Below are 26,265 nucleotides of genomic sequence, written 5' to 3' on the forward strand. Positions count from 1 at the left end.
TCATAATGACGGAAACTGTTCAGTTAATTAAAAAGCTTGTTTCGATTCCCAGTCCTTCTGGAAATACAGAAAAGGTAATTTCATTTGTCGAAGACTATATAAAAGAGCTAAATATTCAAACGTACCGCAATCGAAAAGGAGGCTTAGTCGCTACTATTCCCGGTAAAGATACAGATCACCACCGCATGCTGACGGCTCATGTCGATACATTAGGTGCTATGGTAAAAGAAATCAAACCGAGTGGACGTCTGAAAATCGACTTGATTGGAGGGTTTCGCTACAATTCTATTGAAGGAGAATATTGTGAAATTGAAACTTCATCAGGAGAAGTATTTACAGGAACCATCCTTATGCATCAAACATCTGTTCATGTGTATAAAGATGCAGGGAAAGCTGAGCGAAATCAAGAAAATATAGAAATTCGACTGGATGAAAAAGTACATAGCGCAGAAGATGTTCGCAGCCTTGGAATTGAAGTAGGCGACTTTGTTTCGTTTGATCCTCGTGTAGAAATAACAAAAAGCGGTTTTATTAAATCTCGTCATCTCGATGATAAAGCAAGCGTAGCTTTATTGCTTCAGCTCATAAAAACAATTCAAGAAGAACAGATCGAACTGCCATACACTACGCATTTTCTCATTTCAAATAATGAAGAAATTGGATACGGAGGGAATTCGAACATTACGCCTCAAACAGTAGAATACTTAGCGGTTGATATGGGTGCTATGGGAGATGGACAATCTACCGATGAATACACCGTGTCTATTTGTGTAAAAGATTCAAGCGGCCCATATCATTACGGTTTGAGAAAGCATTTGGTGGAGCTAGCTAAGCAACATGATATTCAGTACAAATTAGATATTTATCCGTTTTACGGATCAGATGCTTCTGCTGCTATTCGTGCCGGACACGATATCGTACACGGCTTAATTGGTCCAGGAATTGATTCTTCTCATGCGTTTGAGAGAACGCATCAAGATTCATTAAACCATACGTATAAGCTTCTTTATCACTATGTGCAGTCGAACATGGTTCTGCTTTAAGAAAGCAATATTTAATTAGTGTATTTTTATGCAAAATAAAGAGCAGGACGGGATTGTGATGTCTGTACTTTCCTTTCCTAAAAAAGAAGCCGGCTGTCCGGCTTCTTTTTTTAATAAATACTATATATTTTTTACTGGTGAAGCAACAGTTGGTTAAAAAAGCACCTTTTTAAAGAGGTATAATATTGCTTAAACCTTTTGTACATTTTGTTCATTTACAGAAGTTAAAATGTTTTTAAATTTTTAAAAGTTTCTTGTGACAAGTTTTGTAGAATGGGTTTTCAAAAGGAAATGGTTTCGGCATAATGTGGATATAGCGATCACTACAATAATCGGAGGCGAATCTTTTCATGTGGGTACTGACGGTATATGCTGGAAAAGAAATGAAAATGTTTGAATTTGAAACTGAAAAGCAGGCGAGAGAAGCTTTTGCCAAAACAAATGGCTGTAAAGTTCTTTCAGAAGTGGTGTATTATAATGATCCTCATTTAACATTAGTAGCTATATAATGAAAAAACAGGAGCTGACTTTATGCTCTTGTTTTTTTATAGGTGCTTGTATCTTCCGAAAAGAATAGAGTTGAAATAAAAAAAAATGTACGCTATGATATGGTAGTTACTTCTATTATTCTGATAGTTTAAAAGGTTCATATATATCAAACAGCAACAGTAAAGATGCCAAGAAGGCTTAATAGGGAAACTGGTGAAAGACCAGTACTGCCCCCGCAACTGTAAGTGTGGACGAACGAGTATAACCACTGTGAAAAAATCACGGGAAGGTTCTCAAGTAGAATGATACACAAGTCAGGAGACCTGTCTTTATTGTGAAGTTTCTATTTCTCCGGGGAGCGGGAAGGGAAACGTTGGCTTAAAGTGGCATTCGTGTACACTCTTATTCTGACGTTTTACCCGCTCGCATATTAGCGAAGCGGGTTTTTCTCGTATCGAAAAACTACATATCGTGCAAAAAAGGTGCGCAATGTTCACATTGCGTTAAATGGGAAGTCTGGTGTGAAGCCAGCGCGGTACCCGCCACTGTGAAGAGGAGCTGATTGCATATGCCACTGTATTTGGGAAGGCGCAATCAAGTGATGAATCGAAGTCAGGAAACCAGCCTTTTTCTAATGCGAAGCTTACCCTACGGGATATAGGTGGAAGTGCAAAAACTTAGTTTGAATTTTCTGCGCCTCTATCATTGATAGAGGCGCTTTTTTTAGTAAAGGAGCGAATGAGTGTGACGACGTGGAACTTAAACGGAACAAAACATCACGTATTGATTTGTAATGGAAGCAGCTGTATGAGAAAAGGTGGAGAAGAAGCCACACAAGCTATTCGAAATAAAGTGACGGAACTGGATTTGGATGAAACGGTTCATACAACGCGTACGCGCTGTAACGGACGATGCAAAGATGCTCCTGTAGCTATCGTCTATCCTTCAGGAGATTGGTACAAGCAGGTCACTGAAACCGTGGCTCACCGGATTGTCGAAGAGCATTTAGCAGGAGGCTGCAGTGTAAAGGAATCGCTTATTTATGAATATGATCAAAATGGTTTCGTTTCTCCGGAAAACAGTGACTCCATAGAAGGAATTGACAAAGTAAAAAGTAACGCATAAAGGAGGAGCTAGCATGAAAGGTAAACTGTTAGTTATTGGATTTGGGCCGGGGAGCTTTGAACATATTACACAGCGAGCAAGAGAAGCCATTCAAGAAAGTGATATGATCATCGGTTACAAAACCTATGTGGAATTAATTCAAGGACTGTTAACGAATCAGCAAATTATTAGTACGGGAATGACCGAAGAAGTAAGCCGTGCACAGGAAGCTGTAAAGCAAGCCGAAGCAGGAAAAACCGTAGCTGTCATTTCGAGCGGAGATGCAGGAGTATACGGAATGGCAGGCCTTGTATATGAAGTGTTGATTGAAAAAGGCTGGAAAAAAGAAACGGGCATAGAGCTGGAAGTAATTCCTGGCATTTCGGCTATCAATTCATGCGCATCTCTCCTTGGAGCGCCCGTGATGCACGATGCTTGTACGATTAGTTTAAGTGACCACCTTACGCCGTGGGATCTAATCGAAAAAAGAATTGAAGCAGCTGCACAAGCAGATTTTGTAGTGGCTTTTTACAACCCAAAGAGCGGAAGACGAACAAGACAAATTGTTGAAGCGCAAAGGATTCTATTAAAGTACCGTTCTCCTGATACGCCTGTTGGTCTTGTGAAAAGCGCTTATCGTGACCGTGAAGAAGTCGTAATGACTAACTTAAAAGACATGTTAAACCATGAAATAGGCATGCTGACTACCGTTGTTGTCGGAAATTCATCTACGTTCTTTTACGACGATTTAATGATTACACCGCGCGGGTATCAGCGGAAATATACCCTCAACCAAACGGAGCAGCCGCTAAGACCGCATCAGCGACTTCGAAAAGAAGCAGAACCATGGGCTCTCGATCAAGAAGAGACTGTAGAGCAAACAGCTTCAGCAATTGAAGCAGTTCAGACCAAACCAGAAGAAACAGCAACTTCACGAGCTCTTGCAGAAGAAGCGCTTCAAGCAATTTTAGGTGAAACCACTTCTGGGGTCGTACACCAGCCAATACAGTCAATTTTCGAAGTCGCGGTTAGTCCAGGACTTGCCAATAAGAAATTCACGCCTGTTCAAATGACAACACTAGCAGAAGTTGTTGGTGAAAAAGGTACGATGGAGTATACACCTGACCATCAAATCAAACTTCAAATTCCAACAGCCCAGCCAGATGTGATTATTAAAAAGCTCCAAGCAGCTTCCTTTTTACTATCTCCGGTCGGAGACGTGTTCACAATTAAAGCGTGTGATTTTTGTGATGGAGAAAAAAGCGATGCTATTCCACATACGGAAGAATTACAAAAACGCCTCGGGGGAATGGACATGCCAAAAGAGCTGAAGCTTGGTATTAATGGATGCGGTATGGCCTGTTATGGCGCAGTTCAAGAAGATATCGGCATTGTCTATAGAAAAGGTGCGTTTGATTTATTTTTAGGAGCTAAAACGGTTGGACGAAATGCGCATTCAGGTCAAATTGTGGCGGAAGGCATAGCACCCGATGACATTGTTGAAATAGTGGAGAACATTGTCCATGAATATAAAGAAAAAGGTCATCCTAATGAGCGATTTCATAAATTCTTTAAGCGTGTGAAGAACGTTTATGGATTCGACTATCAAGATATAACACCAAAAATAAAAGTAGAACCAGCTCCGTGTGGAGATTAAAAAATGGGAGGGCATTATATGAAATCAGTTTTATTTGTCGGTCATGGAAGCAGAGATCCTGAAGGGAACGATCAAATTCGCGAATTTATTTCGACTATGAAGCATGATTGGGACGCATCTATCTTAATAGAAACGTGTTTTCTAGAATTTGAACGCCCAAATGTAAGTCAAGGCATTGATATATGTGTGGCAAAAGGAGCAAAAGATGTAGTTGTAATTCCAATTATGCTCTTGCCTGCTGGCCACTCTAAAATACATATTCCGGCGGCTATAGATGAAGCTAAGGAAAAATATCCACACGTAAACTTCGTATACGGACGTCCCATTGGCGTTCATGAAGAAGCCCTTGAAATTTTAAAAACGAGATTACAAGAATCAGGAGAGAATTTAGAAACTCCAGCTGAAGACACGGCTGTTATCGTCTTAGGGCGAGGAGGAAGTGATCCTGATGCAAACAGTGATTTATATAAAATTACGCGCCTTCTTTGGGAAAAAACAAATTATAAAATCGTTGAAACTTCTTTTATGGGCGTGACCGCTCCACTGATTGATGAAGGCGTGGAGCGATGTTTGAAATTGGGCGCTAAAAAAGTGGTTATTCTCCCGTATTTCTTATTTACAGGAGTATTAATTAAGCGATTAGAAGAAATGGTGAAGCAGTATAAAATGCAGCATGAAAACATTGAGTTTAAGCTCGCCGGCTATTTCGGTTTTCACCCAAAACTGCAGACAATTTTAAAAGAACGTGCTGAAGAAGGATTAGAAGGTGAAGTGAAAATGAACTGCGATACGTGTCAATATCGCCTTGGCATTATGGAGCATATTGATCACCATCATCATCACGATCATGACCATGATCACGGACACCATCACCACGATCACCATCATGACCACGATCATCATGAAGATAAGATCGGCGAGCTAAAATGATTTTATTGTTAGCCGGAACTAGCGATGCACGTGCCTTAGCCGTGCAAGTGAAAAAAGCAGGTCATGAGGTTACGGCAACGGTTGTAACCGAAAACGCAGCTATCGAATTACAGCGTGCAGAAGTGAAAGTGAAAATTGGACGTCTCACAAAAGAAGATATGATGGATTTTGTAAACGAACATCGTGTAAAAGCTATTGTGGATGCAAGTCATCCTTTTGCAGAAGAAGCATCTAAAAATGCTATCGGCGCGGCTGCTGAAACAGCGATTCCTTACATACGCTATGAGCGGGCTTCGCAGGCTTTTACCTATGATAATATGACAATGGTTTCTACGTATGAAGAAGCAGCAGAAGTAGCAGCTGAGAAAAAAGGAGTTATTATGCTGACAACAGGCAGCAAAACGCTGCAGGTTTTTACAGAAAAGCTGCTTCCTCTTTCAGATGTACGGCTTGTTGCTCGTATGCTTCCAAGGCTGGATAATATGGAAAAGTGCCAGCAATTGGGATTTTCGCAAAAAAATATTATTGCTATTCAAGGGCCGTTTACAAAAGAGTTTGATCGAGCGCTGTATAAGCAATACGGAGTGACGGTCATGGTCACAAAAGAAAGCGGAAAAGTTGGATCTGTGGATGAAAAAGTGGAAGCAGCTAAAGAGTTAGGCTTAGATATTATTATGATTGGGCGACCGAAAATTGAGTATGGAACCGTGTATTCCACTTTTGAAGAAGTGGTTCATGCTTTAGTAAACCAAAATAGGAGTTGATTGAGATGGATTTTCGTACAGAATTTAAACCGTTAACTGTTCAGCCTCAGCAAATAGAAGGAAAAAGTTTTGAGATGATTACAGAAGAGCTTGGGCCTCATCCGTTTACAGACGAACAGTACCCAATTGTTCAGCGCGTAATTCATGCGTCTGCAGACTTTGAGCTTGGACGCAGCATGCTGTTTCATCCGGATGCGATTCAAGCAGGAATTAAAGCTATTCGCAGCGGCAAGCAAGTGGTTGCAGATGTACAAATGGTGCAAGTAGGAACAAACAAGCAGCGAATTGAAAAACACGGCGGTGAAATCAAAGTTTATATTTCGGATCCGGACGTAATGGAAGAAGCAAAGCGCTTAAATACAACGCGTGCAATTATTTCTATGCGAAAAGCCATCAAAGAAGCAGACGGTGGAATTTTTGCAATTGGGAACGCACCCACAGCTTTACTTGAATTAATTCGTTTGATTAAAGAAGGAGAAGCGAAGCCTGGGCTTGTTATTGGTCTGCCGGTAGGATTTGTTTCAGCAGCTGAATCTAAAGAAGAACTTGCAAAACTTGACGTGCCGTTTATTACAAACATCGGGCGAAAAGGCGGCAGTACGGTAACGGTTGCTGCATTAAATGCAATTTCAATTCTTGCAGATCAGGTGTAACGCATGAAGGAAGTACCAAAAGAACCTAAGAAACTCAGAGAAGGCTATACGACGGGCGCTTGTGCCACGGCAGCTACGAGAGCAGCTCTGCTTACGCTAATTTCAGGAGAAGTGCAAGATGAGTCAACGATTTACCTACCTGTCGGCCGCTTTGCTACGTTTCATCTTGAAGAATGCGAGTATCGCACAAGCAGCGCTGTAGCTAGCATCATTAAAGATGCTGGAGATGATCCCGATGCCACGCACGGAGCGCTGATTATTTCTGAAGTTTCGTGGTGTAATGGTGCAGGTATTATCATTGATGGAGGAGTGGGAGTAGGGCGTGTAACAAAGCCCGGCCTCCCGGTTCCTGTCGGTGAAGCAGCCATTAACCCTGTTCCAAGAAAGATGCTGAAAGAAACGGCTGAACAGCTTCTAGCTGAATACAATATACAAAAAGGCGTTAAGATTGTCATCTCGGTTCCTGAAGGAGAAGAAATGGCGAAAAAGACATTAAATGCGCGTCTAGGTATTTTAGGAGGCATTTCGATACTGGGGACGCGGGGAATTGTCGTTCCGTTCTCAACAGCTGCTTATAAAGCAAGTATCGTGCAGGCAATCAGCGTTGCTAAAGCGAGTAATTGTGAGCACGTTGTCATTACGACAGGGGGCCGAAGCGAAAAGTATGGAATGAAACAGTTCCCTGAACTTCCGGAAGAAGCATTTATCGAAATGGGAGATTTTGTTGGATTTACGTTAAAACAATGTAAAAAGCAAGGAATGAAAAAAGTATCGCTCGTAGGCATGATGGGAAAGTTTTCAAAAGTCGCGCAAGGCGTTATGATGGTTCATTCAAAAAGTGCACCCATTGATTTTAATTTTTTAGCAAAAGCAGCTTCTGAGTCAGGCGCTTCTGCTGAACTGGTAGAGGAAATAAAAGGTGCAAACACAGCTTCTCAAGTGGGGGATTTAATGACGCAAAGCGGTCATCATAAGTTTTTTGAAAAACTGTGCGAGTACTGCTGTTTATCAGCATTAAAGGAAGTAGGGGACGGAATCGATGTCGATACGTCTCTTTACACATTAAAAGGAGATTTTTTAGGACAGGCGGTGCAACATGGCAATTAAAATTATTGGAATTGGTGACGATGGGAAGTTAAGCTTGCTTCCTATGTATGAACAGTGGGTGTATGAAAGTGATGTGCTAATTGGAGGAAAGCGTCACCTGGATTTTTTTCAAGATTTCGAAGGAGAAAAGGTAGCGATTGAAGGGGGTCTTTCTCCTCTTGTTGAACGTTTAAAAAACGAAGAAGGAAATGTGGTTGTGTTAGCGTCAGGCGACCCGTTATTTTACGGAATAGGAAGCTATCTTTCTACGAAGCTAGACGTTGAAATATATCCTTATTTAAGTTCTATTCAGCTTGCATTCTCACGTTTAAAAGAGCGATGGCAAGACGCTTATTTTACAAGCGTGCACGGCAGGAGCATAAAAGGGCTGGCTCAGCGCATTGACGGCTATAAAACAGTGGCGATTTTAACCGATGAGCAAAATTCTCCTAGTGCTCTGGCAAACTACTTATTATCATTCGGCATGAAGGAATACAAGATGTTTGTAGCAGAGAATTTAGGAGGAGAAACGGAGCGCTGTCAGCTGCTTTCGCTGGAAGAAGCGGCGAATCAACTGTTTTCTCCGCTTAATGTCGTGATATTAAAACAGGTAGAAAAAACCCCAGTCTGGCCTCTCGGAATAGAGGACGATGAATTTATTCAACGCAAGCCGGACAAGGGGCTTATTACTAAAAAAGAAGTTCGCACACTTAGTATTAGCGCCCTGCAGCTAAAGAGAGACAGCGTCGTATGGGATATCGGAACATGTACGGGTTCAGTCGCAATTGAAGCGGCTAAAATTGCGCGTGAAGGACAAATTTTTGCCGTGGAAAAAAACGAAGCAGACTTAGAAAACTGCAGGGAAAATCTATTGAAATTTCGAGTAGACGCCCACACTGTGCACGGAAAGGCACCGGAAGGGTTAAGTGAGTTTGCTGATCCTGACGCGGTGTTTATTGGAGGCACAGCAGGAGGCATGGAAACCATTTTAGACGTGTGCTGCAGCCGGTTAAATGCAGGAGGGCGCATCGTATTAAATGCCGTAACGATTGAAAATTTAGCAGAAGCAATGAAAGCTTTTAAAGAGCGAGGATTCGAGACTGCTGTTACCCTTGCACAAATTTCAAGAAGCAAGCCCATTTTACATTTAACGCGATTTGACGCTTTAAACCCCATTTATATTATTACAGCCAAAAGAGGAGAATGAATATGATTGGAACATTGTACGGACTTGGAGTTGGACCGGGAGATCCAGAACTTATTACAGTAAAAGCATTTCGTAAATTAAAAGAATCACCCGTTATTGCGTACCCGAAAAAACAAAAAGGAAGCAAAAGCTACGCCCAAAAAATTATTGATGTCTATTTCAGTGCAAATGAAAAAGATATGCTGGGCCTTGTGTTTCCAATGACAAAAGATCCTGCTATTTTGGAAAGAAAATGGACCGAAACGGTAGAACGAGTATGGGAAAAGCTCCAGGAAGGAAAAGATGTAGCATTTGTCACAGAGGGAGACCCTATGCTTTACAGTACGTTTATTCACATGATGCGTCTAATGCAAGAACGTCACCCTGAAGCTCCGATTCAAGTAATTCCTGGTATTTCATCCATTAATGGAGCTGCATCTCGTTTAGGTATTCCGTTAGCAGACGGTGATGAACATGTAGCAATTGTTCCTGCTCGTGAAGATTATGAAACAATGAAAAAAGTATTAATGGAAAACGACTGCGTCATTTTTATTAAAGTGGCCAAAGTCATCGATTTTATGGTCGGTCTTTTAAAAGAGCTTGATCTGCTTGAAAAAGCGTCAGTGGTGACAAAAGTAACGTCAGATGAAGAAATTATCTGGAAAGCTTCAGAACTAGAAGGAGCCGATTTACAATACTTAACGCTAATGGTGGTGCGAAAATGAAGTTATACATAATCGGAGCTGGACCCGGAGATCCAGATTTAATTACCGTAAAAGGCTTAAAATTACTTCAGCAAGCAGATGTTGTTTTGTACGCTGACTCACTGGTAAGTCAAGAGCTAGTTGCTAAGTCTAAACCAGGAGCTGAAGTGTTAAAAACAGCGGGTATGCATCTAGAAGAAATGGTCGGTACGATGCTTGAACGCATGCGTGAAGGAAAAATGGTTGTAAGAGTACATACCGGAGATCCTGCTATGTACGGAGCCATTATGGAACAAATGGTGCTTTTAAAAAGAGAAGGCGTTGATATTGAAATCGTTCCGGGCGTCAGCTCCGTATTCGCTGCTGCTGCAGCGGCTGAAGCAGAATTAACCATTCCAGATTTGACTCAAACGGTTATTTTAACTCGTGCTGAAGGAAGAACGCCTGTACCTGAGTTTGAAAAATTAACTGATTTAGCAAAACATAAATGTACCATTGCGTTATTTTTAAGCGCGACGCTCACAAAAAAAGTAATGAAAGAATTTATAAGCGCGGGTTGGAGTGAAGACACGCCGGTTGTAGTAGTCTATAAAGCAACGTGGCCAGATGAAAAAATTGTTCGCACAACGGTAAAAGACCTAGATGATGCTATGCGAACAAACGGCATTCGCAAGCAGGCGATGATTTTGGCAGGCTGGGCACTTGATCCACACATTCATGACAAAGATTATCGTTCAAAACTTTATGACAAAACATTTACCCATGGCTTTCGAAGAGGAGTGAAGTCGGAATGATTCAACTCCAAGAAGGAAAAAAAGCCCTCATTACACAGCGCGGAGATTATGCCGTTGTAGCTATCACAAAACACGGCGTAGAAATTGCAAGAAATCTAGGCCGCACTTTTCAGCAGTCTGATGTGTATTACATGAGCAAGTTTGAAAAAGGAGACGAACAAGAGCAGAACATCCAGCTGTTTTCAGGAAGCGTTCGGATGCTTTTGCCTTCTCTTTTTGAATCGTATAAAGGACTTATTATTATTATCTCACTGGGAGCAGTTGTGCGTATGATTGCCCCTATTTTAAAAGATAAGAAAACGGATCCTGCGGTTGTTGTCATTGATGATAAAGGTGAAAATGTCATTAGCGTGCTTTCAGGTCATATCGGAGGAGCAAACGAGCTTACGCGTGAAGTTGCGGCAGCTCTTGAAGCTCATCCTGTTATTACAACAGCATCCGATGTGCAAAAAACAATTCCAGTTGATTTATTTGGTAAGCGCTTTGGATGGGTGTGGGAATCAGCAGAAAAACTAACGCCTGTCAGCGCTTCTGTGGTGAATGAAGAAGAAATAGCAGTGGTTCAAGAATCAGGTGAAAAGAACTGGTGGCATTATGAGCACCCTGTTCCAGCTAACATTAAAACGTATTCATCGATTCAGACAGCTCTTGAAGCATCGCCACATGCAGCCTTGGTCGTAACGCATCGCAATTTAGAAGAAGAGGAAGAAGCGATCTTAGAAAACGGTGTTCTTTACCGTCCAAAAGTACTGGCGATTGGGATGGGGTGTAACAGAGGAACAAGCGCAGCAGAAATTGAAACCGTTATTGAAAAAACGCTTGCTGAACTTCAGTTTTCAATGAAAAGTGTAAAAGCATTATGTACAATAGAGATAAAGAAAGATGAAGAAGGGCTGTTAGAAGTGGCGTCTAAGTACGGCTGGGAGTTTGTCTATTATTCGCCCCAAGAGCTAAACAGCATAAGTATCCAACAGCCTTCAGATACTGTCTTTAAATATACAGGTGCATATGGCGTTAGTGAACCTGCTGCTATGTTATACAGCGGTGCTGATAAGCTTGAACTTGTGAAGAAAAAGTCAGGGAATGTCACCATTTCAGTGGCGCTTATTCCCTATGACTAAAGGAGAGAACAACATGTCAAACAGAAGACTCGTCATTGCCGGTACCGGAAGTGGCGTAGGGAAAACAACACTTACAATCGGGCTGATGGCAGCATTAAGACAAGCTGGTTACAGAGTTCAAGGGTTTAAATGCGGACCCGATTATATTGATCCAACGTATCATACGGCTGTTACAGAACGAACGTCTCGAAATATAGACAGCTGGATGCTTGAACACGATATGGTTAGAGAAATTGTCGCTCGCGCTAGTGAAGATGCTGATATTTCCATCATGGAAGGAGTTATGGGATTTTTCGATGGGAAAAACCCGTTAACGAACGAAGGAACAACAGCAGAAATCAGCTTAATCACCAATAGCCCTGTCCTTTTAGTTGTCAATTGTGCTAGTATGGCTAGAAGTGCAGCGGCGATTGTAAAAGGGTTTCAGCAATTTTTACCCGAAGCTAACATTGTCGGTGTGATTGCTAACCGGGTTGGAAGTGAAGGACATTATAAACTTGTTAAGGCAGCGATTGAGCAGGAATGTCATATCCCTGTAGTAGGCTACTTGAAAAGAAACGATGATCTTACGATTCCTGAACGTCACCTCGGGCTCATTCCGTCGATTGAACGAGGAGAGTTAACACCGTTTTTTGAACAGTTAGGAAAGCTTGTTCATGATACAATTGATATCGAAAAAGTATATGAACTGGCTTTAGCTCCTAAAATAGAAATTAATGATCCTATCTTTACAAAGCCGTCCGTACCTCAAGTGAAAATTGCTGTAGCGAGAGATGCCGCTTTTAACTTTTATTATGAAGAAAATTTCGAATTGTTAAAAGCTTACGGAGCAGAGCTTGTAGAATTTTCGCCTTTAAAAGGAGAAGTGGTTCCACAAGATGCTGACGGTCTTTATATAGGAGGCGGATTTCCAGAAGAATTTGCTGAAACGCTGGCTCAGCAAATCGACGTTAAAAATTCTGTTCGAGCAGCTATTCAAAAAGGGATTCCTACGCTTGCTGAGTGCGGAGGGTTTATGTTCTTAACAGATGCTATTGTCACGACAGATGATACATGCCATGAAATGGTGGGGCTTATTCCCGGACAAGTAAGAATGCAGACAAAATTAGCTGCTTTAGGGTACCGAGAAGTGACGGGAAAGCAGGGGAATTTTTTATTTAAAGGCGATATACAAGCTAAAGGCCATGAATTTCATTATTCAACCTTTCATTCAGAGAAAGAGTTTTCGCCTGCCTATGATACAAAAGGGATGCGAGGAATGAAAGAAGAAGGCTATATGAACAATAATTTAATTGCCGGCTATACGCACTTTCATTTCGGCTCTTCTACGAAGATGGTAGAAAACTGGGTGGAACAGTGTAAAGCGGTAAAAAAAGAAAGAAGAGATGCCGTGTGACAGTTGGAAAAGTATATTTAGTAGGAGCTGGACCAGGAGATCCGAAGCTAATAACCGTATATGGAATGGAGTGTATTCAAGAAGCGGATGTTATTTTATATGACCGCTTAGCCAACGAACAGTTGTTAAACTATGCTAAAAAAGACGCGGAGCTTATTTTTTGCGGGAAATTACCGGGTAAGCACGGAGTCATCCAAGATCGTATTCACGAACTGCTTGTTGAAAAAGCGCTTCAAGGAAAAGTAGTGACGCGCTTAAAAGGAGGCGATCCTTTTGTGTTTGGCCGCGGAGCAGAGGAAGCGGAAGTGCTTGCTACTCAAGGAATTCCTTACGAAGTAGTGCCTGGTATCACGTCAGGAATTGCAGCTCCAGCTTATGCAGGAATTCCTGTTACCCATAGAGATCATGCCACTTCTTTTGCGATTGTAACGGGTCATGGAAGAGAAGAAAAAGGAAAAGATTATTTAAATTGGTCAGCGCTTGCTCAAGGAATAGATACAATTGCGTTTTACATGGGCGTTGGAAATTTACCTCATATATGCAAGCAGTTGATGGACCATGGACGAGATAAACATACGCCAGTAGCGCTTGTTCAATGGGGCACAACGAAGTATCAGCGCACCGTAACAGGAACGCTTGCCACAATCGAAGAAATAGCAAAAAAAGCAGAAATTGCTCATCCTGCCATTGTGCTTGTAGGTGAAGTTGTGACAATTAGAGAAAAAATAAAATGGTTCGAAGAAAGAGCGGAAAATATTCTGCTTTAACGTTAAAAGGAGGAGACAATATGACGATTATTTCACAGCTAAAAGAACGAAGAGCGGTACGAGATCATGAAGCACGTGAAGTGGAACAAGAGAAAATCGAACAGCTGCTTGAAGCAGCGACGTGGGCTCCAAATGACCGAATGAGAGAGCCTTGGAGCTTTTATGTGATTCAAGGAGAAGCAAAAAAGAAGTATGAAGAACTGGCTGAAGCGTATTTAAAGGAGCGCTTTCCTACAAAGCCTCATTTAGTAGAAAGTTCGTTAAAAGCAGTAAAAAATACGCCTGTACATATCGTCGTAACAGCTGATACAGTTGAAGGAGACGATGAAGCCACTGAAGACAACAAATATGCGGTTTCATGCGCGATTCATTCCATGTGGCTAGCGGCTAAAGAACTAGGTCTTGGATTCGTTTGGAGAACAAGAGGCGTTGGTCTTGTTCGAGACGAGAGATTGCATGAGTTTATTGGCAACCCTTCAGGTAAAGTCGTAGTAGGAAACGTATTTTTAGGTTACCCAAATGAAGAGTCTCTTACAAAAATGAAAGAGCCTGCTAGAACACCGTTTACAGAAAAAACAACATGGCTGTAAACTGAAATTCGAAGAAAAAGAGGTTTTTAGATTGAAAGACAAACGGGGTCTTACGTTAATTTATACAGGAGACGGTAAAGGAAAAACAACCGCTGCTTTAGGTCTTGCGTTGCGCGCTACGGGACGCGGACAAAAAGTATTAATGATTCAATTTATTAAATCTCCTCAGCGTACATATGGCGAAAAGCTGATGTTTGACAGAATAGGAATTGAAATGATTCAAACAGGAGTAGGCTTTACGTGGACAAAAACACCGCCTGAACATCGTGAAGCGTTGCAAAAAGCTTGGGCGCTAACGAAGGAAAAAGTCTTCTCGAACGAATATGATGTAGTTATTTTAGACGAGTTAAATAATGCACTGGCTATCGAGAAATTTCCTATTGATGATGTGCTACCGCTACATGAAGTAATTGACCTTATTCAAAAGCGCCCTGAGCATATGCATTTGGTCATTACCGGGCGTTCTGCCAAAAAAGAAGTGATGGATGCAGCAGATCTTGTGACGGAAATGAAGCCTCATAAACATTATTATGATGAAGGAATTCCTGCTGTAAAAGGAATTGAATTTTAAAAAGCCCTCTTCACTGAGGGCTTTTTTTATTGAGCAGGGGCATCTACTTTTTCAGCTTGCCAGTAAAATTGGCTAATGACATCAGACAGTGCTTTTGTTGTGTTGGTTAGTTCATCAAAGTTATTATCAACTCCGCCCACTTCAATTAAAATCGCATTTTTAGAAACATCTTGGTTATATACACCGTTACCGCTGGATTTGTTTTTGCCAATAACTCCGCGGCTTAACCCAGGATATTTCTTTTCAAGACCTTCATGAAGCGCTTTTGCCATTTTTAAGTTTTGTTCAAAGTTTTGATTCGCTTTCCCTAAAACAAACACAACTTTTGCATACGATTTATTGTTAATCTTAATGGTTGTATTATCTTTTCGAAGCGAATCTCGGTGCAAATCGATAAAGTAAGTTAAATCTCTATTCTCAGTCATCGCCGTTTCAATTACTGTGCGAGACATGGCGTACGATTGGTTGGTGTTCCAGCCTTTTTCTTTTAATTTCTGTCCAATATTGGTTTGATCCACTTCTGCCCCAATTCCCTGAGCCTCTAAATCTTTTCCTAGCATATTTGCGACTATATTAATATTGGTTTTACTATCTACAGCTTTATTAGCATCTGGATCACCTTCAAGTCCTAACAGAGGCAAGTAAGATTCCCAGCTGTGCGTATGATAAATATAAAATACCTTTTTTCCGCCAGTTGTATTATTATTTGGAGCATTCGTACCATCGTTATCTTTAGGTTGCTGAACTTTTGTAGTAGAATTTCTTTCTTTTAGCGTTTCATCTAACGGTGGTGCAGATTCTCTAGGGAAGTTTGTGAAATTTGTGCCTTCACCGGCGATGATAATATTGGAGTCGTAAATACTGAATCCAGGCAGTTCTGAACCAAACAAGCTTCTCGCGTCTTCTGCTCGAATACTTGTTGATAACTCTAGCAGTGTAGAAGAAAGACCTGGAGGCGAATAATTTTTATCAAAAGCCGTTGAAAAGTGGTGGTTTTCCTGGCTCATCAAATAATAAAGGCTTTCTGCTTTATGCTTCGATAACGTTTGATAGACAATAGAAGAATTGAACTGTTCTTTAAATGCTGAGTAACTTACTAGAACAATGATAGATGATGTCATTAAAACAATGGATAAAATAACAAGAACCATCTTATATGTTAACACTACAAAATTGGCGCGATTACTAGATTTCAATGGCGAAATCTCCTCTCTATGTCAGCATCAGGCTAATAGGTATGAAGGACTTTGCTAATCTAGTAATGATTATATGAATGGAGATTTCTAATTATGATAAGCATTTAATAGAGAAAGTAGTCTTCAAAATCAAAAAAGAAGAATCACGCGAGATATAATCTCATATTCTCAGTGATTCTTCTTCAAATAGACGTCGAATGGCTTCACCTTTTGGAGTGAGGCTGAATCCTTTTTTCTCTTTTTTAAGCAGCTGATAGTTTTGTAATTCTTGTAAATACGTAACAATGCGCTTGCGCTTCACGGAACTTAATAATCCAAATGCAGGTATTTTATCGAGCTCTTTTTGACGAATACTGTTAGTAGAAACACCTTCTAAAATTTGTACGTAACTCTGCTGAGTTTCCGTGTTCTTTAAGGTATCTATAAGCGTTAGTAACCGTAGCATTTGGTTTGAATCAAAAGTTATTTGACCGATTTCTAGCGGAGTCGAAAGCAGGTCCTGACGCTGCTTATGAAGTTCATTTTCTATCTTAGCGCCTATTTCTGTCAGTTTCTTTTCTATTTCGTTTGGGTCCATATAACATGTAAATTTGTTTGTTTCCTGCAGCAGGGTGACATCTGGAAAATCCCATTGCGAAAACCATTGAATGGAACCAACTTCGAGATTTGCATTCGGTGTTTTTACTTGTAATACCTTTTGAATGAAAGAAAGAAAGGGCTCGTTTTCCTGTAAAACTTGTCTTTGATTAAGTTGATAAGTGGTTAGGCTGCACAATTTGTCTTGGATTTCTTTGATGTGCACTTCATGATGCTTTAAAAGACTTTTCCATTTAAAAAAGACCAGTAGTTTTTGAATCACTTCTTCATTTTCATCTATAATCTCTTCGAACTGCCGCTGAGTTGTAGCTAAGCGTTTCGCTGCTAGCACTACATTATACTCATCATCGAGTGAAATAGCATTATTTGTAACATCATATGTTACGGAGAGACCTCTGTTTTCTGAAGCTAAGCGAATGATCTCGTTTTCTCCGTGAACAGTTAATACCGTATCTTCCGTATCTGAAAATCCTCTCTCAAAGGCGGTGAAAGGAAGAGATCGAAAAGGTCTCATAATGATTTCAATCCGATTGCGCCAAAAAGCAATTTGCTCAGGGTTTTTCATAATAAAAAGCAAAGGTGATTTTTTTGATTGTTCAATTGCTTCAATCACATCTGCATTTCGATGATAAAGGGAAATGAGCGGATGTTTGAAGAAACACTTATTAATATGTTGAATCCATTCTTCTTTGGAAGAATCATGTATCCTAGCACAAAACATGTAATCTTTCATAATACTTCCGAGGTAGTTTTCCAACTCATTTTTAGTTAAAACCGTAAAATCTTGAGAATAAAACTCATCATGATGAATAGGAATGCCGCGATTCTTATTATATTCTTTCCATAGAAATGAAGTCGGTTTCCAAAAGTGAGGATAAACGTCTTCATTTTTATCAATTGCGACAGGAAAACCGCCCCTATGACTTCCATATAAGAACGTTTGAAAAAGGACTATATCTTCTTGAGATAACTCATTCATTGCTCGCTCAAAGTAGTCATTTAAACGTCCAAGCAGCCCTTTAGTATGTTTACTTCCTACGGACCGAATCGATTTATTTTTGCGTCCGAGCGGAAGGAATGTTAAGTGGTTGTAAGCTGTAAAATCAACAGGCAAATTTTCTGGTAAAGTCATTTGTCTAACTCCTTTCATTTATTGAGTATTTTACCTATTAAAGAAGAGAAGAAAAAGTTTTAGTGTGTCTTGAATATAAGAGTTATTTTTTAAAATTTTCTGTTAATTAATCTGTAGAAATCAAGAAAAGGGATTCAAAGTAATTTTGAATGGGTATAGTAATAAAAATTTTGACACATATTATCGAATATATATGAATGTTGTCAAAAAAAACAACAAAAGTGATGATTCATCCAAAGGAGGAAGCTTATGGATAATAAAGGTCCGTTTAAAAAGACGATATCCCTATTAGATTTAACATTGATTGGATTGGGGGCTATTTTTGGCTCCGCTTGGCTGTTTGCCGTTAGTAATGTGGCTACGCAAGCCGGTCCTGCAGGAAGTTTTTCTTGGGTTATTGGTGGAGTTATTATTTTATTAATAGGCCTTGTATACGCTGAGCTAGGGGCTGCCTTGCCTCGTACAGGAGGAATTATTCGGTATCCTGTTTATTCACACGGTCATCTTGTAGGCTATATGATTTCATTTATTACTATTGTAGCGTACACTAGCTTAATCGCTATCGAAGTAACAGCTGTGAGACAGTATGTGGCCTACTGGTTTCCAGGTTTAACAAAATCCGGATCTGATTCACCGACGATATCTGGATGGATTCTACAATTTGTGTTGCTTTGCTTATTCTTTTTACTCAATTACTGGAGTGTAAAAGCATTTGCAAAATCGAATATTATCATTTCTATTTTTAAATATTTTGTACCGCTTACAGTAATCGTAACGCTGGCATTTTATTTTAAGTCAGGAAACTTTACGATGGGAGAGTTTGCTCCCGGGGGGTTTGATGGTATCCAGGCCGCCATTGCCACAGGCGGGGTTATGTTTGCCTACTTAGGCCTTCATCCAATTGTATCTGTAGCTGGAGAGGTAAAAAATCCTCAGCGTAATATTCCAATTGCTCTTGTGATTTGTATCATTCTAGCAGCTCTCATTTATACTGCCCTACAAGTATTGTTTATCGGAGCTATTCCATCTGACATGATTAAAGGCGGTTGGTCCGGCATTCAAGATAAATTCTCACTGCCATTTAAAGACATCGCTGTTGTTCTTGGCCTTGGCTGGCTAGCAACACTTGTTATTTTAGACGCTATTTTATCACCGGGTGGTAACGGTAATATTTTTATGAATACAACATCTAGACTTATCTATGCTTGGTCTCGTAACGGTACGTTATTTAAAACGTTTGCTCATGTGGATAAAAAAACAGGGATTCCTCGATCATCTCTATGGCTTTCATTAGGACTTTCGATTTTTTGGACACTGCCATTTCCTTCATGGAATGCACTCGTAAACGTATGCTCTGTTGCGCTTATTCTTTCTTACGCGATTGCACCAATTTCATCAGCGGCCTTTATGGTGAACGCAAAAGATTTGGAAAAGCCTTTTAAATTAAGAGGAATGAGTATAATTGGTCCATTATCCTTTATTTTTGCTTCCTTTATTGTCTACTGGTCAGGATGGAAGACTATTTCATGGCTGTTAACTTCTCAATTGGTTATGTTTGTTATATATTTGATTTTTGCTAAATATGTGCCTAAAAACGAAGTAAGTCTTCGTCAGCAGATTAAATCAACTTGGTGGTTAGTTGCTTATTATATCATCATGCTCTTTATTTCTTATATTGGTTCGTTCGGCGGAGGAAAGGGTTTGATCGATACGCCTGTAGACTTAATTATCATAGCGGTCGTATCTCTTGGGATTTATTATTGGGCTAAATATACGTGCCTTCCAAAAGCGCTTATTGATTACGATCACCATCCTGAACAGGAAGAAAAAGCACCTGTATAACCTGTAAAGCAGCGATATTCGCTGCTTTTTTCTATGTTATTTGAACATGAAATTCTAAAGTTTGTCGTATAATTTAGTAGGAAAGAAGGAATTAGCACATTATTGTTTAATTAATGTAATGTAACCGTTTTAAATCCAACGCTTGGAGGAAGAGTATGATTGAAAAAATAATAAATTCACTTCGAAAGCGGCTGTGGGAAAACAATAATGTTATAGAAGTGTGTAAAAATGAAGGAGAAGTATACAGAACCACATGTACTTTTTTTGATGGAGTAAGCAAGAATCAACTGAATGTTTTTGAAGATGAAATGCATGTATCACTTCCTGAAGACTACAAGCAGTTTTTGCAGCTAACAAATGGGTGTAATTTGTTCATTGATGCTGACAAAAAAATAGCAGGGAATCTTTATAGCTTAGAAGATGTAAGAGAAACAGCTTATAAAAGTCAGAGTCTCTATATGACAATTGGGTCTGTTGGAGAAGAAGAGATTATCATTGACTCCAAAAAATCAGCGCACTCTGCATATATAATAGTAAAAAAGCGGAACGCATCGTTTCAAGATGCACATGTATTACATATGAATTTTCAGAAATGGCTGGATTGTTTTATAGTGAGTCAAGGGAATTGTTTTTGGCACTGGAATGAGCTTTGTAATAAAGTTCATTCAACGGACAAAAAGACGACCGCTCAATAATATTATCTTCTCGAACTTAAAAGCAGAGCGTATAATCGTTCTGCTTTTTGTATAGTCATTATAAGCTAGAACAGCGAAGCGATTCTAAAAGGTTATGAGTATGATTGTATAGAAATTGTCTAATGTCTGAGTTGTGAATAAGTTTGGTCCTAAAGCATTAGTCACTCCAGGTCTTGTGCTCGTTATCCTATCTCTTGTACTTTTTAGTCAACTTTCTACTTCTACGAGTGCAGCTTATGTCGTTGCGCTGCAATTGGTATTTCGATGGTGTTGCTGCCTGCATAGACTACCGGGGTATATCAGCTCTCTAAGCAGCTGTATCCCTATGGCACAGCAATAATGAATACATTACAACAAGTGCTGGAGCAATTGGAACTGCGCTATTTGTCGGTATTATGTCTTCTGGAAAAGAGAGGTACGTAAAAGGGGTAAATGAATCAAATACAGCTTTAGCAAAAGTGAATGGACTGATTTCCGGATTGCAGCAAGCATTTTTTATTGCTGCTATCGTTGAAGTGATTGTCCTGATCTTATCTTTTTTTCTAAAACGAACTCAAGCTCCAGAAAATTCTTCGGCAGGAGTTCCTATCAAATAAACGAGCACACTAGTGTGCTCGTTTATTTATATAGAAGGAAGACGTTCCCAACCGTATGCTTCGTCTTCAACTTTAGTTTCTCCAAACTGACTTGTGCGATTCAAGATTTTTTTGCCGCCTGATTTTTTATAAAACTGAACGGCTTTCTTATTTTTCTTCATAGCCCAAATAATCATAGACGTATATTGCTGATCAGCAAATTCTTTTACTGAATGAGAAAATAGAAGGTGACCAATTCCTTGGTTTTGCACTTCCTTGCAAACGTATAGCGCGTATATTTCAGCACGGGACAAATGAGGCTTACCTGCTGAAAAGCCGACAATCTTTTCTCGTTCATCGATAGCGAGCAAAATAAAATGAGAAGGCTCGGTAAGAAAAAGGGACCATTTTTCTCTACTTTGTTCATAAGATAAGCTTTTTAAATAAGCATCAGGTACTAATCCTTTGTATGTAATGCGCCAGCTGTCAACGTACAGACGGGCAACAGAAGGGATGTGAGAGGAAGTAGCTTTAATAATTTTCATTAAAAAATCTCCTTTTTTAAAATATTAAGGCATATAGTATACCTTTCAGCCTAAGAATATTATGAAAAATAGATCATAATTTTCCAGTAATTCATAAAATGGTAAAAAAGGTGGTGTTCATTCTCACTCTATCACGGTAAAGTGAGAATATACATTTGTTTTGTTGTTTTAATTTTTGCTATATGTATAATGTCTAACGATCTATTTGTTATTCACCTTTACTAGTCTATCAAATAGTTTTGTTAAAGCCAAAGGGGCATAGGGTAAGTAATGTCAATTCAGCTTCGTTTTATTTTAACGTATATCAGTATTGTGTTTGTCTTTATTATTTTGCTTTTTTTATCGGGCTTTCTCATTTTCTTCTCCATTACTGGAGACGCCGATTTTGTAAGAAAACTGTACAGTCACTCCTATGAGTATAAATTGTTAACGCCAGAAGAAGAAAATGCATTCTTGGATTTAAAGTTATTGAGTGAAGAAAAACCGGAGCAGCTGCTGCGTCCGGAGACGGTTAAAAAATATGAATTTGAAAATATTGATATTGTGATTCAAAAAAACAAAGAGGTTGTATATGCTTCAGAATCCATTAAAGGAGAAAACCTTCGTAAATACTTGCCAAAGCATCAAAAAAGTAAAGGAAATCATTCGTATCAGCAGGACATGCTGCGCATAGGCAAGCAGTACTTTACATATATCAACCTTGATTTTCCTTTCTCGAATCAAGAAAAAGGAAGCATTTACGTTTTGCGAAAAATCAGCCCTTATGTAGGCATTATTAATCGAATTTTCCCTTTTTTAATCTTTCTACTATTAATTTTAGTAATTGTGATTATTGGATTTATAAACTATCTTGTTTCAAGAAGCATTATTAAACCCATTCGTGAATTAAAAGAAGCGGCTGAAAAAATAAAACAAGGTGATCTTCACTTTGAAATCTCTGCTAATTCAAAGGATGAAATAGGCGAATTAACGCAAGCTTTTGAAGAAATGAGGCAAAAACTAAAATCTTCTGTTGAACTGCAAATTCAGTATGAAGATAACCGTAAACAGCTGCTTTCAAGTATTTCACACGATCTGCGAACTCCTATTACTTCCATTGTAGGGTATGTAGAAGGAATTCAAGATGGAGTAGCTAATACGCCAGATAAGCTTTCTAAATATTTGTTAACGATTTCAACGAAAGCAAAAGACATGAATGCGTTAATCGATGAGCTGTTTTTATTTTCTAAATTGGATTTGCACGAAATTCCATTTGTGTTTAAAAAACTTAATATTTCAGCATTTATGGAAAGTTATGTGCAAGAGCTTCAGTTTGAAATGAGCGAACATGATATTGATGTTTTATTTTCTAATGAGTCTCTAACGACACTGTATGCAAAGGCAGATGCTGAGCAGCTGCGAAGAGTTTTAATAAATTTAACAACCAATAGTATTAAATTTATGGATAAAGAAAGAAAAAGAATCGATATCGTTCTTTCTGCTACCGAAAGCGAACTCATTATTGAAGTGAAAGACAATGGCGCAGGGATTTCACCGGAAGCATTAGCGCATATTTTTGACCGGTTTTATCGAGCAGAACAGTCCCGCAACAGCAATACTGGAGGAAGTGGACTTGGACTGGCCATTGCAAAACAAATTGTTGAACGCCACGGGGGAGACATCTGGGCACTAAGTAAGCTTGGCGAAGGAACAAGTATTTTCTTTTCTTTGCAAAAAATGAATGAAAATGGTGATACATATGAAGAAGATATTGTTAGTTGAAGATGAAGTAAGTATTGCTGAATTGCAAAGAGATTATTTAGAAATTAACGATTTTGAAATAGACGTTCAATATAGCGGTGATAAGGGATTAGAAAAAGCGTTAAATGAACATTTTGATCTGGTTATTTTGGATATTATGCTCCCTAAAGTGAGCGGATTTGAAGTGTGCAAGCAAATTCGAGCTGCAAAAGATATACCAATCATTTTAGTTTCAGCTAAAAAAGAAGAAATCGATAAAATTAGAGGGCTCGGGCTAGGTGCAGATGACTATATTACCAAGCCATTCAGCCCTGGGGAGCTGGTTGCAAGAGTCAAAGCGCATTTAGCGAGATATGAAAGACTCTCTGATAAGCAGGAAAAGCGTATGATTCGTATTCATGGTTTAGCGATTGACACGCTCGCTAGAAGAGTATTTGTGAATGACAAAGAAGTGTTTTTTACAGCGAAGGAATTCGATTTGCTGAAGTTTATCGTTTCTCATCCAAATCAAGTATTAAGTAAAGAACATCTATTTGAAAAAATTTGGGGATTTGATTCTTCAGGAGATATTTCAACCGTAACAGTTCACATTCGAAAACTAAGAGAAAAGTTAGAAGAAAACCCAGCAGATCCTCAGTACCTAGAAACGGTTTGGGGAGCAGGGTACCGGTTTAATATTTAAAAAAAAGAGATCTGAACGATTAATCGTTCGGATCTCTTTTTTATTACGTAGTAACGATTCTATGACGAGCTTTAATCTTACTCACGGGAGGTTCGGAAGAAAATATATTTTTTTCACCGATTTTATCATATAGACCGGTTGACTTTAACATTTCTTTCGGCTGGTGCTGTAAGCCAGAAATAACGACTTGGCTATGCGAATCTTTCAAACGTTCGACCACCTTCGATAGTAAAGCTTCTCCAGATGTATCAATAAAGGAGACTTGGCTCATTCGAAGCAATAAAACTTTCGGTTTCGCTTCAGCGATCTTATCGAAGGAATCTTCTAATACTTCAGCTGATCCAAAGAAAAGAGATCCTTGCATGGTATATTCCATCAAATCAGATTTGTGAGCGTTTTCAGATGTTTCCGCTAAAACCTTTGAAATCTTTAGTGATCCGCTCATTCGTTTCACAAACATAACAATAGCTAAAAGTAGACCCACGCCTACACCTGTTGTTAAATCGATTGAAACTGTTAATAAAAACGTAGCTACAAGTACAAATGAATCAGCTGACTTGGTTTTTAAAATATGCGCAAATTCTTTACGCTCACTCATATTCCAAGCCACAAACATTAAAATAGGTGCCATACTTGCCAGCGGAATGTTTGATGCATAAGGAGCTAGCATCACAAGGACCAATAAAACAACTAAGCCGTGTATGACTCCTGATAACGGAGAAGCTGCGCCGTTTTTGATATTAGTAGCCGTTCTGGCAATGGCACCAGTTGCTGGAATTCCGCCAAATAGCGAGGTAGCGATATTAGCAATTCCTTGGCCGACAAGCTCTTTATTGCTATTATGCTTGGTTTTAGCCATATTATCAGCAACAACAGCCGATAGTAAAGATTCAATACCTCCAAGCATTGCAATTACGCAGGCGGCCGGAAATAGCATCACGATGTTATCCCAAGTTAAATCTGGGAAGCTAAAAGATGGTAGTTTGCTCGGAATGGCACCGTAAGTAGAGCCAATCGTTGCAACTTTTCCTGGGAACAGTGTAATGGCTACAAGTGTGGAGACAAGAAGACCTAGAAGGGCACCGGGAATTTTAGGTAAAAACTTTGGCGTTGTAATCACGATAGCTAAACAAATAGCGGCTATGATGACGCTGTAAATGTTAATCGTTGCAATTTTTCGTAGGATTTCAATCATATTTAAATGAAATTCCTCATGTTTTGCAATTCCTTTTAATCCTAGAAAATTAGCGATCTGACCTGAGAAGATAATAATCGCAATTCCTGCTGTAAATCCAATCGTTACAGGGCGCGGAATAAACTTTATAAATTTCCCTAGCTTAAATATTCCGAGAAGCGTAATCATAATTCCAGCCATAAAGCCGGCAATAATGAGGTTCTCATAACCATACTGCATGACAACTCCAAGCAGCACCGGAACAAATGCACCTGTTGGACCTCCAATTTGAAATTTCGATCCGCCTAATATTGAAACCATAATCCCTGCGATAATGGTTGTATAAATCCCGTATTCAGGTCTTACACCAGAAGCGATGGCAAAGGCCATTGCTAAAGGAATAGCAACGACCCCAACAACCAAACCGGCGATAATGTCTTTTTGTAAATGCCCTGCTGAATAGCCTTGAAATCGGTTATCTTTTAGCATTCGATAAAATCCTCCTTCATGAGCTTACGGTTTCAGCTCGGTCTTGGGAATAGCCGTTGACAACGACGTCAAGTTTTCCTGTTGAAGGATGAATAACCATTCCAGAAACAAGCACGTCTTTCGGTAATAAAGGGTGATTTCGAATCATATCCACACTGTTTTCGACACTATCTTCTACACATTCAAACCCAGTCAGCCATGATTCTAAATCAATACCGGCATATTTTAGATTACGAATTTGTTCCGCGCTGATCCCTCTTTGTTCAGCAGAGGCTAAAATAGCTTCAGCTTTCATGCCCGTCATTCCACATTCATGATGACCGATGACACATACTTCATCAGCTTGCAAAGCGTAGACGGCAACTAATATACTTCTCATGACGCTGCCAAAGGGATGGGAGATAACAGCTCCGGCATTTTTCACTATTTTTGCATCTCCATTTTTTAGCCCCATGGCTTTAGGAAGTAATTCTAACAAACGTGTATCCATACAAGTTAAGATCACTATTTTTTTGTTAGGAAATTTGGATGTTTGAAAAGCCTCGAATTGATTATTTGTTACAAATTTTTCATTAAACTTTAAAACTTCAGATAGACAAGTCATTGTTTTCCTCCTGCGTTATTTATTTTTAACTTATTTTTTAGTCTAAAGATAAAGTTTAAAAACGAACTAAATAAAATATTAAAATTTTCTTAAAATATTCAGAAAAAACTTATAAATAAATCACATTTATATGCGTGAA

General features: G+C 39.4%; 26 protein-coding genes and 2 riboswitches. Of the genes, 21 read left to right on the forward strand and 5 right to left on the reverse strand.

The annotated features are described in order from the left end of the window. The first annotated feature begins 5 nt into the window (after positions 1-5). The 16 genes from AC0KUU_RS07200 (at position 6) to cobO (ending at position 14,855) form a co-directional block, all read left to right on the forward strand. A complete protein-coding gene (locus AC0KUU_RS07200; protein ID WP_043982902.1) occupies positions 6-1,043 on the forward strand; it encodes a M42 family metallopeptidase in 1,038 nt (345 codons plus the stop codon). A 350-nt stretch (positions 1,044-1,393) separates the two neighbouring features. Further along, entirely contained in the window at positions 1,394-1,552 is a 159-nt protein-coding gene (locus AC0KUU_RS07205; RefSeq protein WP_013057318.1) for a hypothetical protein, read from the forward strand. Between the two features lie 146 nt (positions 1,553-1,698). Beyond that, positions 1,699-1,877: riboswitch (cobalamin riboswitch) on the forward strand. A 118-nt stretch (positions 1,878-1,995) separates the two neighbouring features. After that, positions 1,996-2,175: riboswitch (cobalamin riboswitch) on the forward strand. Between the two features lie 101 nt (positions 2,176-2,276). Then, a complete protein-coding gene (locus AC0KUU_RS07210) occupies positions 2,277-2,657 on the forward strand; it encodes a (2Fe-2S) ferredoxin domain-containing protein (protein ID WP_043982900.1) in 381 nt (126 codons plus the stop codon). A 13-nt stretch (positions 2,658-2,670) separates the two neighbouring features. Further along, complete coding sequence (cobJ, locus tag AC0KUU_RS07215) at positions 2,671-4,293, forward strand: precorrin-3B C(17)-methyltransferase (RefSeq protein WP_322552099.1); 1,623 nt, start codon at positions 2,671-2,673, stop codon at positions 4,291-4,293. An 18-nt stretch (positions 4,294-4,311) separates the two neighbouring features. Further along, positions 4,312-5,223, forward strand: a complete 912-nt coding sequence (locus tag AC0KUU_RS07220) for a sirohydrochlorin chelatase (RefSeq protein WP_322552098.1) — start codon at positions 4,312-4,314, stop codon at positions 5,221-5,223. Continuing rightward, positions 5,220-5,987, forward strand: a complete 768-nt coding sequence (cobK, locus tag AC0KUU_RS07225) for a precorrin-6A reductase (RefSeq protein WP_043982897.1) — start codon at positions 5,220-5,222, stop codon at positions 5,985-5,987. The genes AC0KUU_RS07220 and cobK overlap by 4 nt, the downstream gene beginning before the upstream one ends. 5 nt (positions 5,988-5,992) lie before the next feature. Continuing rightward, a complete protein-coding gene (locus AC0KUU_RS07230; protein WP_013083415.1) occupies positions 5,993-6,640 on the forward strand; it encodes a precorrin-8X methylmutase in 648 nt (215 codons plus the stop codon). Positions 6,641-6,643: 3 nt separating this feature from the next. Next, positions 6,644-7,747, forward strand: a complete 1,104-nt coding sequence (locus tag AC0KUU_RS07235; protein ID WP_043982896.1) for a cobalt-precorrin-5B (C(1))-methyltransferase — start codon at positions 6,644-6,646, stop codon at positions 7,745-7,747. Then, complete coding sequence (locus tag AC0KUU_RS07240) at positions 7,737-8,933, forward strand: bifunctional cobalt-precorrin-7 (C(5))-methyltransferase/cobalt-precorrin-6B (C(15))-methyltransferase (RefSeq protein ID WP_043982895.1); 1,197 nt, start codon at positions 7,737-7,739, stop codon at positions 8,931-8,933. The genes AC0KUU_RS07235 and AC0KUU_RS07240 overlap by 11 nt, the downstream gene beginning before the upstream one ends. Before the next feature lie 2 nt (positions 8,934-8,935). Then, entirely contained in the window at positions 8,936-9,637 is a 702-nt protein-coding gene (cobI, locus tag AC0KUU_RS07245) for a precorrin-2 C(20)-methyltransferase (protein WP_013057310.1), read from the forward strand. Beyond that, the gene (gene cobM / locus AC0KUU_RS07250) at positions 9,634-10,410 is read left to right on the forward strand and encodes a precorrin-4 C(11)-methyltransferase (RefSeq protein ID WP_025751698.1); all 777 of its coding nucleotides are present in this window, start codon (positions 9,634-9,636) and stop codon (positions 10,408-10,410) included. The genes cobI and cobM overlap by 4 nt, the downstream gene beginning before the upstream one ends. Beyond that, on the forward strand, positions 10,407-11,531 hold the full coding sequence (locus tag AC0KUU_RS07255; protein ID WP_322552097.1) for a cobalt-precorrin 5A hydrolase: 1,125 nt from the start codon (positions 10,407-10,409) through the stop codon (positions 11,529-11,531). The genes cobM and AC0KUU_RS07255 overlap by 4 nt, the downstream gene beginning before the upstream one ends. A gap of 13 nt (positions 11,532-11,544) precedes the next feature. Beyond that, complete coding sequence (locus AC0KUU_RS07260) at positions 11,545-12,927, forward strand: cobyrinate a,c-diamide synthase (protein ID WP_165575071.1); 1,383 nt, start codon at positions 11,545-11,547, stop codon at positions 12,925-12,927. Next, entirely contained in the window at positions 12,924-13,694 is a 771-nt protein-coding gene (gene cobA, locus AC0KUU_RS07265) for a uroporphyrinogen-III C-methyltransferase (protein ID WP_013057306.1), read from the forward strand. Before AC0KUU_RS07260 ends, cobA begins: the two co-directional genes overlap by 4 nt. Before the next feature lie 20 nt (positions 13,695-13,714). Further along, on the forward strand, positions 13,715-14,284 hold the full coding sequence (locus AC0KUU_RS07270) for a nitroreductase family protein (protein WP_050690212.1): 570 nt from the start codon (positions 13,715-13,717) through the stop codon (positions 14,282-14,284). A gap of 31 nt (positions 14,285-14,315) precedes the next feature. Further along, a complete protein-coding gene (cobO, locus tag AC0KUU_RS07275) occupies positions 14,316-14,855 on the forward strand; it encodes a cob(I)yrinic acid a,c-diamide adenosyltransferase (protein ID WP_013057304.1) in 540 nt (179 codons plus the stop codon). A 26-nt stretch (positions 14,856-14,881) separates the two neighbouring features. Here the strand turns inward: cobO and spoIIP are convergent, their stop codons facing one another. Further along, positions 14,882-16,051 (reverse strand): stage II sporulation protein P, encoded by a 1,170-nt coding sequence (gene spoIIP / locus AC0KUU_RS07280; protein ID WP_043982887.1) that lies wholly within the window; start codon positions 16,049-16,051, stop codon positions 14,882-14,884. Positions 16,052-16,211: 160 nt separating this feature from the next. Beyond that, positions 16,212-17,780 (reverse strand): RQC-minor-2 family DNA-binding protein, encoded by a 1,569-nt coding sequence (locus tag AC0KUU_RS07285; RefSeq protein WP_043982886.1) that lies wholly within the window; start codon positions 17,778-17,780, stop codon positions 16,212-16,214. 249 nt (positions 17,781-18,029) lie between these two features. On the opposite strand from AC0KUU_RS07285, the gene AC0KUU_RS07290 reads away from it, so the two are divergent. From AC0KUU_RS07290 to AC0KUU_RS07300, 3 genes are all read left to right on the forward strand, one after another. Next, complete coding sequence (locus AC0KUU_RS07290; protein WP_322552096.1) at positions 18,030-19,622, forward strand: APC family permease; 1,593 nt, start codon at positions 18,030-18,032, stop codon at positions 19,620-19,622. A 155-nt stretch (positions 19,623-19,777) separates the two neighbouring features. Continuing rightward, a complete protein-coding gene (locus tag AC0KUU_RS07295; RefSeq protein WP_043982883.1) occupies positions 19,778-20,317 on the forward strand; it encodes an SMI1/KNR4 family protein in 540 nt (179 codons plus the stop codon). Positions 20,318-20,712: 395 nt separating this feature from the next. After that, positions 20,713-20,913: a hypothetical protein gene (locus AC0KUU_RS07300; RefSeq protein ID WP_043982881.1), complete on the forward strand. Its 201-nt coding sequence runs from the start codon at positions 20,713-20,715 to the stop codon at positions 20,911-20,913. A gap of 26 nt (positions 20,914-20,939) precedes the next feature. On the opposite strand, the gene AC0KUU_RS07305 is transcribed toward AC0KUU_RS07300, so the two are convergent. After that, complete coding sequence (locus AC0KUU_RS07305) at positions 20,940-21,437, reverse strand: GNAT family N-acetyltransferase (protein WP_043982879.1); 498 nt, start codon at positions 21,435-21,437, stop codon at positions 20,940-20,942. A 270-nt stretch (positions 21,438-21,707) separates the two neighbouring features. Between AC0KUU_RS07305 and AC0KUU_RS07310 the strand changes: the two genes are divergently transcribed. Then, positions 21,708-23,198: a sensor histidine kinase gene (locus tag AC0KUU_RS07310; protein WP_322552095.1), complete on the forward strand. Its 1,491-nt coding sequence runs from the start codon at positions 21,708-21,710 to the stop codon at positions 23,196-23,198. After that, complete coding sequence (locus AC0KUU_RS07315; protein ID WP_028408317.1) at positions 23,176-23,859, forward strand: response regulator transcription factor; 684 nt, start codon at positions 23,176-23,178, stop codon at positions 23,857-23,859. The genes AC0KUU_RS07310 and AC0KUU_RS07315 overlap by 23 nt, the downstream gene beginning before the upstream one ends. A gap of 43 nt (positions 23,860-23,902) precedes the next feature. On the opposite strand, the gene AC0KUU_RS07320 is transcribed toward AC0KUU_RS07315, so the two are convergent. Both AC0KUU_RS07320 and AC0KUU_RS07325 read right to left on the reverse strand, forming a co-directional pair. Continuing rightward, positions 23,903-25,522, reverse strand: a complete 1,620-nt coding sequence (locus tag AC0KUU_RS07320) for a SulP family inorganic anion transporter (RefSeq protein WP_322552094.1) — start codon at positions 25,520-25,522, stop codon at positions 23,903-23,905. Between the two features lie 16 nt (positions 25,523-25,538). Continuing rightward, positions 25,539-26,126: a beta-class carbonic anhydrase gene (locus AC0KUU_RS07325; RefSeq protein ID WP_043982872.1), complete on the reverse strand. Its 588-nt coding sequence runs from the start codon at positions 26,124-26,126 to the stop codon at positions 25,539-25,541. Positions 26,127-26,265 lie beyond the last annotated feature (139 nt).

The sequence above is a fragment of the Priestia sp. ST2 genome (assembly GCF_055810735.1).